14 protein-coding genes are annotated in these 13,611 nt (G+C 56.3%); 3 read left to right on the plus strand and 11 right to left on the minus strand.

Features of this window, described 5'->3' with window-relative positions:
* Positions 1-179: 179 nt before the first annotated feature.
* The 3 genes from J3P88_RS28650 to J3P88_RS28660 all read right to left on the minus strand — a co-directional run bounded on the left by J3P88_RS28650 (position 180) and on the right by J3P88_RS28660 (position 3,262).
* On the minus strand, positions 180-1,862 hold the full coding sequence (locus J3P88_RS28650) for a hypothetical protein (RefSeq protein WP_434573001.1): 1,683 nt from the start codon (positions 1,860-1,862) through the stop codon (positions 180-182).
* 753 nt (positions 1,863-2,615) lie between these two features.
* Positions 2,616-3,041, minus strand: a complete 426-nt coding sequence (locus tag J3P88_RS28655) for a type II toxin-antitoxin system HicB family antitoxin (RefSeq protein WP_186707265.1) — start codon at positions 3,039-3,041, stop codon at positions 2,616-2,618.
* Positions 3,042-3,079: 38 nt separating this feature from the next.
* Positions 3,080-3,262, minus strand: a complete 183-nt coding sequence (locus J3P88_RS28660) for a type II toxin-antitoxin system HicA family toxin (RefSeq protein WP_045154859.1) — start codon at positions 3,260-3,262, stop codon at positions 3,080-3,082.
* Positions 3,263-4,292: 1,030 nt separating this feature from the next.
* Here J3P88_RS28660 and J3P88_RS28665 point away from each other — a divergent pair.
* Positions 4,293-4,571 (plus strand): DUF3077 domain-containing protein, encoded by a 279-nt coding sequence (locus J3P88_RS28665; protein WP_411386221.1) that lies wholly within the window; start codon positions 4,293-4,295, stop codon positions 4,569-4,571.
* Positions 4,572-4,801: 230 nt separating this feature from the next.
* The gene (locus J3P88_RS28670) at positions 4,802-6,409 is read left to right on the plus strand and encodes a methyl-accepting chemotaxis protein (protein ID WP_434573003.1); all 1,608 of its coding nucleotides are present in this window, start codon (positions 4,802-4,804) and stop codon (positions 6,407-6,409) included.
* A gap of 138 nt (positions 6,410-6,547) precedes the next feature.
* Here J3P88_RS28670 and J3P88_RS28675 read toward each other — a convergent pair whose 3' ends face one another.
* From J3P88_RS28675 to J3P88_RS28685, 3 genes are all read right to left on the minus strand, one after another.
* Positions 6,548-7,225, minus strand: a complete 678-nt coding sequence (locus tag J3P88_RS28675; RefSeq protein WP_186707269.1) for an RES family NAD+ phosphorylase — start codon at positions 7,223-7,225, stop codon at positions 6,548-6,550.
* A complete protein-coding gene (locus tag J3P88_RS28680) occupies positions 7,225-7,635 on the minus strand; it encodes an MbcA/ParS/Xre antitoxin family protein (RefSeq protein WP_060739641.1) in 411 nt (136 codons plus the stop codon). Before J3P88_RS28680 ends, J3P88_RS28675 begins: the two co-directional genes overlap by 1 nt.
* Before the next feature lie 351 nt (positions 7,636-7,986).
* A complete protein-coding gene (locus J3P88_RS28685) occupies positions 7,987-8,508 on the minus strand; it encodes a PBECR2 nuclease fold domain-containing protein (protein WP_434573006.1) in 522 nt (173 codons plus the stop codon).
* A 392-nt stretch (positions 8,509-8,900) separates the two neighbouring features.
* Here J3P88_RS28685 and J3P88_RS28690 point away from each other — a divergent pair, with 392 nt between their 5' ends.
* Positions 8,901-9,827 (plus strand): LysR family transcriptional regulator, encoded by a 927-nt coding sequence (locus J3P88_RS28690; RefSeq protein WP_434573008.1) that lies wholly within the window; start codon positions 8,901-8,903, stop codon positions 9,825-9,827.
* Here the strand turns inward: J3P88_RS28690 and J3P88_RS28695 are convergent.
* The 5 genes from J3P88_RS28695 to J3P88_RS28715 form a co-directional block, all read right to left on the minus strand.
* Positions 9,744-10,061 (minus strand): AzlD domain-containing protein, encoded by a 318-nt coding sequence (locus J3P88_RS28695; protein ID WP_186707272.1) that lies wholly within the window; start codon positions 10,059-10,061, stop codon positions 9,744-9,746. The genes J3P88_RS28690 and J3P88_RS28695 overlap by 84 nt on opposite strands.
* Positions 10,040-10,753 (minus strand): AzlC family ABC transporter permease, encoded by a 714-nt coding sequence (locus tag J3P88_RS28700; RefSeq protein WP_186707273.1) that lies wholly within the window; start codon positions 10,751-10,753, stop codon positions 10,040-10,042. The genes J3P88_RS28695 and J3P88_RS28700 overlap by 22 nt, the downstream gene beginning before the upstream one ends.
* Positions 10,750-11,187 (minus strand): GNAT family N-acetyltransferase, encoded by a 438-nt coding sequence (locus J3P88_RS28705; RefSeq protein WP_434573011.1) that lies wholly within the window; start codon positions 11,185-11,187, stop codon positions 10,750-10,752. The genes J3P88_RS28700 and J3P88_RS28705 overlap by 4 nt, the downstream gene beginning before the upstream one ends.
* Positions 11,188-11,200: 13 nt before the next feature.
* The gene (locus J3P88_RS28710; protein ID WP_186707275.1) at positions 11,201-11,947 is read right to left on the minus strand and encodes a 2OG-Fe dioxygenase family protein; all 747 of its coding nucleotides are present in this window, start codon (positions 11,945-11,947) and stop codon (positions 11,201-11,203) included.
* A gap of 290 nt (positions 11,948-12,237) precedes the next feature.
* Positions 12,238-13,524, minus strand: coding sequence for an OprD family porin (locus tag J3P88_RS28715; RefSeq protein ID WP_434573013.1), 1,287 nt, complete (start codon positions 13,522-13,524; stop codon positions 12,238-12,240).
* Between the last annotated feature and the right edge of the window lie 87 nt (positions 13,525-13,611).

Here is a 13,611-nt window from a genome sequence, read left to right on the forward strand (position 1 = left end):
TGGCAGAAGGGGGCATAGAAATATGTTGAGCTCGGGATAGACGATTCTGTAGTGATTTATATTAAGTTCAACCAGGTAGGTTGAGATAGAAGAAAACCCTGCAGTTAAAACCTGTAGGGCGAGGTGGATTTTAACTTTGACTTGAGGGCGACTAATTGATGCCCCTTCCCCGGTACGAATTATTTCGTGGATTTTGTTCGTTTTGGATTGACCAGTACAATGATGTCGCCCAGAGGGAAGAAGAAGGACTCCGGTTCCACCTGCATGATTGCCTGTTCCACCGACTCGCGAAGGAGTGTAACGAACTCTAGGGCTGACGCGCGGGAGTTATTTGTGCGTTGACGCAGAAAGTTACCCCAATCACACCAAACTGCTCGTATGTCGTGATCTTCAGCAGCAGTGAAATGAGCATAGTAACGCCCCAAAACGACAAGATGGATGGAAAGTTCTTCATCAGACTTGATCGAGAGACGCTCTTTCACCCCATTGATGCCAACAGCCGCTATCCAGTCCAATACTTCGACGACCCATCTGTTGCTGTCACGGACTAGGCTACTTGCATTATTCCGCCGCAACTTGTCATCATTCATGAATGGCTGCTGCCATTTGAGCTGGAAGAGGATGACACTGCTGCAATCAGCATCATACGCAACGAAATCAATATCCGTGACCACCTTGCCATCTCGTTTTATATTGACGCCATCCGTGCATCTCCAACGAGGAGAAGGAAACTGCTCCCTAAGCTGAGAGACCCATCGAGACTCGCGCCGATTTGCCGCCTCAAACCATTCTTTTTCGTACCGCCTGCGCAACTCTGTCCAAAGAAACGAGAATGGGTTGAGCTCCAGGCCATACATTGGGAGCACTACGAAATCTTGACTTGTCCTAACGACAGGTGCGAGCGTCGGCATGCCACGTTTCAGATGGTACTTGGAGTTTCCCGGACTCAATGTTAGATGATCGAGAATGTCAGATACATCTTCTCGCGTTATTTGAAGAAAATTAGCCACTCCCTCGACAAGATCTTCACGAAATACACCGCCGGTAATTAGGTTCCTTATGCCGATCCTTGGATCATCTGCATTCCAAAGTCCGGCATAACATAACCTTTGCTGCGACATCGCAGATAATGCTTCCAAGACCGCTATGTACGCTGAATATGGGCGACCGCCAAATTGATCACTATCGTCCAACATATCCCTAAATGAGATTCTTCGCAGATACAGGACCGCCCACTCCCTGAAGTAGTCATCGACGCCGTTGAACGGTAGCTCTTCAGGAGATGTGTTGCTGCGTAGATACTTAATTAAACAAGGGAGTATCTCCACATGGCGGAGCTCCAAGGCCTCTTCCTTCTGACGATCTTCTGCAACTGTCATATCGCTGAGCCAGTTCAGCCCCTCGGACCCGATCTGCTCGCGGTAGGCAGTCGTATCATTGATCGACAGCACGAGTAGCGTCATTCCTCTCAATTTGCGCTGGTCGATCTCAGCCTTAAGAGCACCCGAGCGCAACAAGTTCAGCTGCTTCTCGGCCATAGTGAGGTAGCCCATTCGCAACAGGAACTCGTCTGTTTGTTCGGCCGTCTTCGGGTTAGAGGCGAAAAGCTTGGGCGCATCGGTTTTCAGTTCGGTAGGTAAAATTCGTTGTAAGGCGGCATTAATCGCATGCTTGCGAACGTTTTCCATCTGTCGCTCTGAATCATCCAAGCGTTGCAACTCAGGGATTAGTTCGCGACAGAACGCGAAGTCAATAGCGCGAAGTGCCTCAAACGTCAGAGCTTCTGAAGGTTTTTCGTAACCACTTAATAGATACCGTTCATCTTCGATTGTTTTTTGGAGGAGATCTAATGGATTTTTCATGATGTTCTGCGTGGACGAGAGCCGAAATTTATGTCGTTTTGATTTAAGCAGAACATCCGCAGGTTGTTAGACGCCCCAAAGACAGACTCCGCCAATGAAAAATAAATTGAATGTTCGCACCTTAAATCATTTTCCATCCTAGCTCACTACAGTTGCTGTCTCCGTAAAACGCAGACAAATCCAAAATGCCCGTTTTTGGCGAATACTGCTTGTTATCCAAGGAGGTAATAGTTGGCAACGTTCGAACTCAGGAGGTTTGCCATACCGTCTCTGGATGGTTTGTGCAGGTCAGCATTGATGCCCTACAGATTCCGGGTTCGATTCCACTGAACGCCATAACTAGCTGATTTATTTATAGTTACTAGTTGGGGTACGCTAAATTTTCCACCGCATTCCAGATCTGCAGAAATCCTAGCCTCGTCCAAAGATACCGTTCGTCTGGTGCCGCACCATACAAAACGAAGCCCTCGCAGAAATGCGAGGGCTTTGTTGTTTCTGGGCGTTCACTTTTCCTCCACCCCCTGAAAACCTGTGGGAGCGAGCTTGCTCGCGATGAGGCCATCAAACCCATCGACAATCTTTCAGCCAGGACAATCGGCAGCCTTTCCTGGACCCGCTCAACCTAACAGCATCTTTTGCCAATGATCCTCACCCACAATGGCAATCGAAGCACCCGCCTCCCAATGTCCAGGTACAAAAATGCCCCCGACAGCGACGTTGTGGGGGCTTGTCACCAGCGATCAGCCACTGGGCCTAGGCTGCTTCCACTGAAAGCGAGAGGCGGCGACCGAGTTGTTCCAAGGCGCGCTCGACGTTCTCGATCTTGGAGTGGTGCAAGAAGTCGACCAGACGATCTACTTGAGGCCTTTGTACGTCCAGGCGGCGCGCCAGTTCGGCTTTGCTCATTCCAGACTCCAGAAGCGCATTCCACAGCCCAACCTTGGCTGCAGTTAGAGCAGGCAGGCGGAGCAGGAAATGGTCTGTCTTCCCATCTGGCTTACCGTCGGGAATTGCCCGACGTTCATCGACGTAGATGGACAGTGCTGTCTCGATCGCATCAAGGGCACCGTCCAAGGCGTCTGCGAGATTATCGCCAGCGGCGTGCATTTCCGGAATTTCCGCGCACGACAGCCAGACGCAGCCCGGCTCCTCGTGAATTTCCAACGCATATTCAAACATGCCGCTTCTCCTCTGCCTCAACTACGTACAGCTAGGCCTCAGTCCTTGAGGCCCAGTTGTTTGATTATCGACTTTCTCAACCCTTCGCCCATTTCCTTGGCTCCATGGTCGGGAAACACAGTTGACTTGCCATTCAAGGAAACCTTGAAGTGACTGCCCTTCCCGGGTTGAAACTCAACCCCTTGGGCTTTCAACCATCGCCGAAACTCGCTGTATTTCATTTGCATACCTCGCCGTTTCAGCGAGGCAATCGTGCAACAAAAAAGTTGCATCAGCAACATTTATGTTGCGCATCGATTCGCCGGGCGACGCCCGTCAGTCTCCGATGGTCCAAATGACCATCGGATATCGAGATCACCGGCGAGGAATGAAATAGGCCACGTGTCCGATCGTCATCAACCAAACAGGCGAGGCTATAAGTCGTCTAGCGAAACCTTAACCCGCCGCGGGGCTGCGGACGTTCGCTTGAATTTCCAACTCGTGCTCACGACGCTTTTCGTTTCAGGCTCATCTGCTTCGCAGCGCCTGCTTGGGAATCACCGGATGAACATTCGTCTATTTCACAGGAGCCGGGAAGACCCAGGAGCCTGTCGACTCGCTTCACTTCGACGCGGGATACCCGAGACGCTGGGCGCTCGTCACGCTCAATTTCGCTCATCTGGGTCATGCTCTCGACCAGACGCTTGAATAGACACTTTTCCATTGTGGTCCTCTGTTTCAACTCGCTCAGTCAGGTGATCCGTTTTTCGACTGTCAGATTATGCATGGATGCAAGCAAGCCCTATTGCCGGTTTTTTCACCCGTTTTTCTTGCATCCGACGTCGGATCGATCTCGATGGAGAGCCAAACTATTACCTGAGCGTACCTAAACCTCACCCGCCAGCATCGCGCCACGATTGCACCCTACCCAATCGCCCGCTACTCTCCAACCGTCGCTGCCAATTCAGCGACCGGGCCTGAGAACCCGAGTAAGATGCAGGCGCTACAGCGCCCGAACCACGTTTTGCGGCGTTTTTTTATGTCCGCATTCCGTGCAATGGCGGCTGTGCGTGGGAGACCTTCGGGTCTGCCGGGTTCCTGTATCTCCGGTTTCTCAGCCTGCGCACAGCTGCCACCCATTCGCCTGAGAACGAACGTGGCAGCTCTCATTTGATATGGGAGTTTATCGATGCACGCCATGGATCTGCTGCAGCCTCGCTTTATCGCTTTGCTAGCCACCACCCGCTGCCAATTGGCAAATGGAGGTGCGCAATGACCCATCCCAGAGACCTCAAAACCCCAGGCCTAACCCCCTTCTGCTACCACTCCGACCGCCCGCTCTTCCGCGTCAACAGCGGGATCCCCATCGGCGAAGCCCTGTCCCACGCCTCCGACCTGCTCCACGTTGCCAAGGTCCTGGCCGAGGACGCGGCGATGATTCGCAGTACGGATCGGTATGCCTGGGCGTCGTGTTATTTGCAGGATATGAGCAAGGCCGTCATCGATGATGTGGTGAAGGTGCTGGAGGCGCCGGGGAGTAATCCGGCTTAAGGGCCGCAGGCGCAATGCTGCTCACGAGCGGGGCAGCGTTGGGCTTTCCTCAGTCACCACGAAATAAAGAAGGGCTGCTGCGCAGCCCAGCGGGAGCAAGCTCCCTCGCCACGGCTCATCTAATCATTCCCCCCGCCGATAGCCTCGAATAAGGGCATTGCCTGTTCCAAGGCTCCGCTTGCGCTCAACTACACTTCCCAGAATTCCCCCGCTCCAAGGAGCAGTAAGCGATGAAAATCCGCACCAAGGTCATAGGCTCGGGGTTGGTCAGTCTTTCTTTTGCGCTGTTGCTCGGCGGTATCGGGCTGTGGGGTTATCACTCGATGACCGAGGCCCTGGTGCAGAACGAAACCAGTATTTCGGCCATGCGCAAGCACATGGAAGCGGACATGATGCACGACGCCATTCGTGCCGATGTGCTCGCCGCCCTGCTGGTGAAGCCGGGGGATGCCCAGGGGGCGAAGGAAGTGTTGGAGGCGTTCGATGAGCACACGCAGCGAATGCGCAAGGTCATCGCCGAAAATGCCGAGGCGAAGTTGCCGGGGGATGTCGCCAAGGCGATTGGCGAGCTCAAGCCCCAGGTCGAAACCTACATCGATAAAGCCAAGCAAGTCATTGGCAAGGCGCTGAACGGCGCCCAGGATGGCCAGGCGTTGCGGGCGGAGTTCGACGGGGCGTTTTCGGCGCTGGAGGAGCGCAACGAAGCGGTGAGCGAGCTGATCGAAAACCAGGCGCAGTCATCGCGTGAGCATCAGGACCACAGCATTCACACTTCGGAGCGCTGGCTGATCGCGACGTTGCTGGCCACTTGCGTGGCGCTGGCGCTGTTGTCGTGGAGCCTGCTCAAGGCGGTGCTGACGCCGCTGAACAAGATCATCCTCAATACCCAGGCGATTTCCCAAGGGGATTTGCAGCGCTCGATGGGGGCCCAGAGCAAGGATGAGCTGGGTCAGTTGCAAGGCGTGATCGAGCAGATGCAGACCAATCTACGGCAGATGATCGCCACGATCCGCAGCCAGAGCGATGAATTGCACGGCACCTCCCAGAATCTGGGTAATACGGCCCGGCAGATTGTGTCCAGCGCCGATCAACAGGCCCAGAGCGCGACCAGCATGGCCGCGAGCATGGAGCAGATGATGGCGAACATCAGCCAGATCCATCAGCACGCCGACAGCGCCCGGACGATTTCAGCGCAGTCCGAGCATTTGGCGAGCAGCGGTGGCCAAGTGATCCTCGGGGTGGTGGAAGGCATGAACCGGATCGCCGAGGTGGTCAACCAATCGTCCAGCAAGATCACGGCGCTGGACGCCTCATCCGAAGACATTCATTCGATTATCCAGGTGATCAAGAGCATCGCCGAACAGACCAACTTACTGGCCCTCAACGCCGCCATCGAGGCCGCTCGCGCCGGTGAGGCGGGCCGTGGTTTTGCGGTGGTGGCCGATGAGGTGCGCAACCTGGCGGCGCGCACGACGCAGTCCACCCAGGAAATCACTGCGATGATCGAGCGCATCCAGTCCAGCGCCCGAGACGCGGTGGCGAACATGCAGGCCTGCGTCAGCCGTGTGGACGAAGGCGTCAACCTGGCCCAGCAGGCCGGGGTGTCCATCAGCGAAATCCGCACCGGTGCCCGGCATGCGGCCGAAGTGGTGGAGGAAATTTCCCAGACCATTGCCGAGCAGTCCAAAGCCAGTGATGAAATGGCCCAGCGTGTGGAGTCGATTGCCGAGCAGTCTCGCGAGAACACCCGTTCCATTCACAACCTGACGCAAACGGCGGATCAATTGAACGATGCGGCGGGGTCGATGCAGGCTTCGGTGCAGCAGTTCAAGATTTGATCAATAGACACTCTTGTGGCGAGGGAGCTTGCTCCCGTGGGCTGCATAGCAGCCTCTGGTTTCAATAATCGCGAATTATTGAAAATTATGGCTGGGCAATAATTATTGCCCAGCCATAAAACACCCCAAAAACCTGACTCACACCTCGCTCACCTCAAACACAAACGAAATCTCCCGCTTCTGGGCGCTCCAGACGTACCGGATATGCTTGCCCTGCACGGGGATCGAAACCGCTGGCGGGCGAAACGCGGCCACGCATTCGTGGCCGGGCAATCGGACGCTGTTGTACAGCAGCCCCCATGACAGGGTTTCACGCAGTTGTCGGGCGAACACTTGGGATGGACCGTAGGCGGTAGGGTCCGGGTCGTGGAGGTGGGGATAGTCGTGGCGGATGTCGTGCAAGGGTTTGACGACCTTGTTGACGTAAGTGCGCATGGTCAACTCAAGGTCGGGCTCGTTGGTCGCGCCGAGGAATCGTGCCTGGTGATAGCAGGTTTCGGCGATGGCCGCTTCCTGGCTGCTGGCGGCGTAGTAGACGCCGAAGGTGCCATCGCTGAAGCGGCTGCTCTTGCCGATGTGAGTAAACGCCGCCATCACCGGCGAGGAACCGGGCCCGGAAATACGGTCTTCGGGGCGTACCCGGGACAGCACCCCAGCCTGTTCCATCAGCCGATCGTTGGTCAACGCTTCCAGCGCGTAGGCGGTGGGCAGGTCTTCGGGGTCGAGTACGTCTTCAAACAGCGAAATCGGCGGGAAGCTGCTGTTGACGATCCGATAGGCCCGTTTCCATTGCGGGTCCGCCAGTGGTGGCACCATCAGCCGCGCACTCCGTCGAGGTATCGCCGCACATCAGCGATGTCCACCACCCGACCGGTCAACATGTAGGACAGCGCCGACTGGCCGTTGAACGGTGCCGCAGTGTTGGGGCTGCTGACCCACTGATAGGCACGGTCCCGGCTGTTGCTGAAGATGATGCTCAGCGCCTTGTGGATACCCATGAGGTAGGAAATGCGCTCCAGCGTATCGCGAGGCAGCCTCACGTTTTCCGGCAATTGCTTGTACTTGTAGAAGGTCGTATTTCCCACCTTGCCCAACAGCGTACGCTGCTGTTCGACGCTGCAGCCCCAGAGCGCCATGAGATTGAAGAAAAACTTCAACGCGACTCGGCCCGCGTCCGGGGAGTCCAATTGTTGCTGTGCGTTGAGGGTAATGGAGGAAGTCGCCATGGGGTTGGGCTCCTTTATAGCGGGGTGACGTTTAAAGGATAGTACAGATATGGATCATTTTTAAGTTTTTATTCGCAAGCGAACAAAACCTGAGTAAATCATTTCCGGGCTTCTCCTTGTTACATTTCTGACATAAAGAAGAGCACGGGCCCGGATTGACATAAACCTTAGCCATGCCGGAAAATCGGCTTCAAGAGCGCGAAACCGACTGCCTTCAGGTGGCGATAGTCGGCGTTAGGAACCCCGTTGATAACCTGAACATCAGCGCTCGGGTGAGACCTCTTCTCCCCTGCTTGAGGGAGCACAATATCAAGCGCCTCTTCAAAGAAAGCAGCCCTTGGGCTGCTTTTTTCATTCTTGGGGGGCCAGGCATCGCTGATAAACCAAATGGCCATGCCTGTGCTTGTTGAGTGCTTTCTTATCGCAATTCATGAAATTCCAGAGTACGTGTCCATGATCGACATTGATCACCACAAGCATCTGGTATTTCGCCGCGTAAGCGCCGATGAACGCGAGGCGATACGAACCATCAGAATAGAAAACCCGCCAAATCTCCAAAGGGTTGCGCACCGTATCCACTGCAAATTCCGTGAAGCGCTCTCGGGCGTTGGGTCTTTTCTCAACGATATGTAAAAGGTCGCGCCGTCTGACAATCACCGGCACATAAGGTGTGTCTATCCAGACGGTATCCATACCTTCCTGCAGCCCAAAACCCAGGGCTACTTGTTTCAGGGCGCTGTCGAAGTCAACTGCACCGGGTAATTCCCGCACCGGGGAGGCCGTTGGTGTGACTGAAATATCTCGAATATCGAGCAAGCCAAGATCTTTCCAGCTTGTTTGCCCAGACACCTCCTTCGTCCCAGGAAGATTCATGCAAGTGACCTTCAGCAACCACTTGCATGTTTCGTAGACGCCGGCAATTGCCTTTATCCAACCGATCCAGACGTGGCGATGCCTCTTTAATGTAAGCGCCACATTTCAACCGTTCGAACAACGCGCGGATATCAGCCAGAGTCTTTTCTTTCCTGGGAAATTTCTGACAAAGTTGCAGGCAAAGCGATAACCAGGCGAACGATGCAAGCCAATTCACGCCAAACCGGCAAAATCCCCAAATCCCGCATAAGCTCCAACCATCGCCGGCCAGCGCTTTTCGACACAAAATCGCGACAAGCGTGAAAAGGTGCATGATGATAGCCACCATGACCACCTGGCCCGGCCCAGGTGCACAACAATAGCGAGCCCACTTAAGCAGAGGGCATTACCTCATGGATAGCAGAACCCTACGCAACCTCATGCGTATCGTGCAGACCGGCTCGTTGTCGGCAGCAGCCGAGCATTCGTGCCTCACGGTGCAGGCGTTGGCGGCGCAATTGAACAAGGTCGAGGAACAGTTCGGTTTCCGGTTGTTCCGGCGTTCGAACAAAGGCCTGACGTTGACGAGCCAGGGCTCGGAACTGACGCCCTTCATGGACCAGGTGCTGGTTGCCACCCGACAATTGGAAGAAAAAGTCGCAGCGCTCAAGACGCCGCGACAGCGCACGCTCAAAGTGGCGCTCAATACCACCCTGCCGACGGAGTTCAACCGGCGGATGATCGATCGGTTGATCGCTGTATTCCCCCAGTATCAGCTGGAATTCAGCTATGCCGAGTCGATGGAGAACCTGAGCAAGCTCAAGAACGAAGATTTTGATCTGGCGATCCTGATCGGGCAGCAACAGGGCGGTTTTACCAGCATCACCATGCCGGATGTGCAGGTGCGCGTGGTCGGTGCCCATTGTGGCGACGAAGACGACTCCCTTGGTTTGCTCGGCGACAAGTTTCAGGTGCGTCCGGCAGAAGAATGTCCGTATTCCCACAGCTTCCTGCGTTTTCTCGACGCTGGCCTGGGCGAATACGGGTCGAGCCAGCGCATGGTGTATTCCTGCAGTGAGACGCTGACGCTGTCGTTGATCACGCAGCTCGATGGCCTGGGGCTGGTGTCCCGGGAAGCGGCGCTGCGCAACGGCCTGGCGATTTTTCCGGACTTCGAGGACTTTCTTGAAGTCCGCCTGGCGGTGAACAATGCGGAGTTGTCTGGCCAGGCGCTGCACGATGTGGTGGACCTGAGGCTACAGGAACGAACCGAGCGCGATGTACGCCGCCGTGCCCAGCGCCACACTGAGAAACAGGTTGCGGCTGAAATACGCACATAACAGCGTCGGGATCGCGGCATAAAATTCAGGGCGATCGAGTTGTATCTGCTGGTCCTTGATCAACAACGGGGTCAGGCTGATGGCAGCGACGATTGCCACGGGCAGGTATTCCAGGGCACGGGCGACGAAGGGCGGCCAGTGGTCGGTATTGATCTGCAACGGCAGGGCGCGCGGCAGGAAGGTCACGGCCATCATCAGGACCACGACCAGGATCAGGAACGTTTGGTCAGGCATACGCCTACCCCGCAGCCAACGAACGTGGCGATGAAGACGTTGAACGGCGAGTTGCCCAGCAGGCTCAGCCCGCCCATGCAGACGACAGCCGCCAGGGCCGCGATCAGTTTGTTGCGGGTGTCGCACAACGAAACCAGCACATAGAGCATCATCGCCGTCAGGGCATAGTCGAGTTGGTATTTGATGAGGTGCGCCGCGTATTGCGCACACACTGCGCCCAGCAAGCCACCGAGCACCCAGGATGTATGGCAGAACAGGTTGAAGCCGACCAGGTAGCGCACGCTCACCGGCGCCCCGCTGCCGAGCTTGACGCTGTGGAACGCGAATGACTCGTCCGTCAGCCCCGCCGCGTAGCACCAGCGTTCGAAACGACTGAGCCCCAGCGCGCGCAGGGCCTTGGCCATGTAGACCGACATCAGCATGTGCCGCGCATTGATCAGGAACGTGGTGAGCACGATGGTGGTCAGCGAGGCACCGCTGGAAATCAACGCCAGCGCTGCGAATTGCGAAGCGCCCGCGTAGACGAACAGGCACATCGCCACCGGCAACCACAGGGGCAGCCCGGCGTTGACCGCCATCAGACCGAACACAAACGAAACCGTGAAATAACCCGCTACCACCGGACTGGCTTCAGCAAAGGTACGCGAGGCTTGTGGTTCGACCGCCAGCGGCTGGCTGGAAGTCTTGTTCATAAATCCCTCTCGAAGGTGATTTCACCCCGAGGCTCACAGAACCCCTGAGCGGCCCAGAAACGCTTGCCGGCCAGATTAGCATCGTCGACGAAAAGGAACATGCGCAGCACGCCCACCCGCTTCATGTCTGCCGATGCCGCTTCGACCAGACGCTGGCCCAGGCCTTTGGTGCGATGGTGCGGGCTGACCGCCAGGTGATTGATCGTGCCGCGGGTGCCGAGCATGCCGCCGATCACCGCGCCCACCACTTCACCGCTCGCATCGATGGCCAGGTACGCGGTGGTGGTGTCCTGCAACAACACGCCGCGCAAGAATCGGGCATCCTGCCATTCGCAGAACGACACTTCGTCGAAACCGCGAAAGAATCGCTCCAGCCGCTCGGCGTCCCGGACCATGGCCCGACGCAACAGGACTTGCTGCGTCAGGTCGTCCATGGGTTCGAGCCGTTCAGCGAACAATGTCGAAAGCGGTCCCGGGCCGCGAGAAGGAAATGGCGAGGATCTGCCGGTACGCCATGTCATGGCTATGGGTGTTGCGCGCCGGGGTTACGTAATGGCGCATGTCGCGATCCAGGAAAAACGTGGTGTCGAGAATGTCCTCGTAAGTCGTCGCCGCCAGTTGTTCTTCCTGGGCGGTGTACAAGCGGCTTTCCGCCCCCGCCACATTCTGACGACCCCAGAAGTGCACGCCGCTGAACGGATAACCGTCGCAGTGAATCCCTTCAGGGGTGATTTCCAGCTGTTTGCCCGGTTTGATCTCGATGCGGATCTGATGGATCTGGCACTGCCAGATTTCATCGTGCAGTTCCTGCGGCAGGACGTTCTTGTACACCTCGAAGTCCGTGTCGATCAGGCTGCGCATCACCGGCGAGTTGATCACTTCGTTGGAGAAATCCTCGAAGTGCCGCTCCAGTCCGCCGACATAGCTGTTGTTGGCCTTGGACTGAACGTAGGCCCGGTGCTCGAGCTGCTTGAGCTCACGGGTCGTTGGGTTGTATTCGAAGTCGCTGTAGCGGCGAAAACGCATGCCTGACTCGGCCTGGCCGTAGTAACTGTCGGGCTCCATGTTTTCCCAGCTTTTGGTCAGCCGGACAAAGTCGCCGAAATGACCGTAGAGGTTGAAGTCCCCACCGCGAACGTTGACGTATTTGTCACGTCTCAGCGCTTCGCCCACTTCCCTGTTCAGAACGATCATTTTTCATAGGTCTCCACTGCGTTGAGCGGCCTAATCTAGTAGGTGCAGGATTTACGTCCATGAGAAAGTATTTGAGGCATTTCAAGCGGCGCTTGAAACGGCGGGCAACGTTACATAAAGACGACTTTTTCTCGGGGAAACAGGCGATTCCAGCGGCTTTTCTTGAGCTAAAAGCAAAAAGAACCCGAGCTTGGCGTCGCCATGCTGTTCACTTCAGGCAGGCATGAATCAACGGTGGCGAGGGAGCTTGCTCCCTCGCCACCGTTATCGACTTACAACCTGATCAGGCATCAGAAGACGCTGATCGGATAATCCACGAACACCCGCAGCTCATTGCCGCTGACGTTGTACTCGCTGGATTTCTGCGACACCCGCAACACAGAGCTGCGCAACCTGACACTCAAGTCCTTGGCCGGGCCGTTCTGGACCACGTACTTGAACTGGTTGAAGATCTCGCGCTCGGTCCCGCCTTCGCTGGTGGACGTGGTGATGTTATCGCCACGTACGTAAGCGACGTTATAGGTCAGGCCCGGTACGCCGAAGGTGGTGAAGTCCAGGCCGTAGCCCAACTGCCAGCTGCGCTCGTCCTCAGCGTTGAAGTCGGACCAGTAGGAGTTGGCCAGGTAGATCGTGTTACCGCCATCACCCACACGGTTCTGCTCGCGCTGATAGCCGCCGTAGGCGTAGCCCAGGTTGCTGTCGCCGGTGCTGCGCTGATGGGCGAGTGTGAAGCTGTGAGGGCCGGTGGCGAAAGTAGCGGCCAGGCTCCAGATCTTGTTGTCGTCGCCGGTGACGTTGTTTTCACGAACGTAGCTGTCGTCCAGCTTGGTGCGATAACCGTTGAAGTCCAGGGTCAGGGATTGATCCTTGGCCAGTGGGAACACGTAGTTGGCGTTTACGTATTGCTTCTTCAATACGTCTTCGACATCCGAGGCGTAGAGCGAAGCCTTGAACTGCTCGGTGAATTGATAGCTGCCGCCCAACACGTTAATCGATTTCAGGCCACCGCTGTCACGGCCTTCGGCGCTCTTGCGCGATTCGGCGGTGAAACGGCCGGCGTTCAGTTCCAGCCCCTTGATCTCCTTGGAGGTGATCAGCGTGCCGGTATAGCTTTCCGGCAGCAGGCGCGAATTGTCATAGCTCAGCACCGGCAGGGCCGGCATCTGGTCACCGTAGGCCAGTACGGTATTGGAAACGCGGAACTTGACCGCCGCACCGAACTTGGACAAATCATCGGCCGCGCTGCCGCTGTCGCCTTGCTTGAAGAAATCGATGCCTTGCGCACCGCTACGCCCCTTGCCGCCATCCAGACGCAACGCGTACAGGCCAAAGGCATCGACACCCACGCCCACCGTGCCTTGGGTGAAACCGGACGAGAACGTACCGATGGCCGCCTGGCCCCATTCGGCCTTGTCTTCTCTGCCGTCCTTGTAGTCGCGGTTCATATAAGCGTTGCGCAACAGCACTTTCAAGCTGCTGTCTTCAACGAACCCCTTTGACTCCGCCTGGTCATTGGCCATGGCGTGTGTCGTGCTCAAGATCCCCAATGCGATCAAACTGATGCGCTTGTTCAACATGATTATTTTCCTTGTACGGGTTGATACGCACCGCGACGAGCAGCCGAAATGGCGCTTTGCGCTCTTTTTCGGACTCTTGCTCCTGGA

The organism is Pseudomonas sp. Z3-6 (assembly GCF_051131985.1).
GTDB classification, from domain to species: Bacteria; Pseudomonadota; Gammaproteobacteria; order Pseudomonadales; family Pseudomonadaceae; genus Aquipseudomonas; species Aquipseudomonas zanjanensis.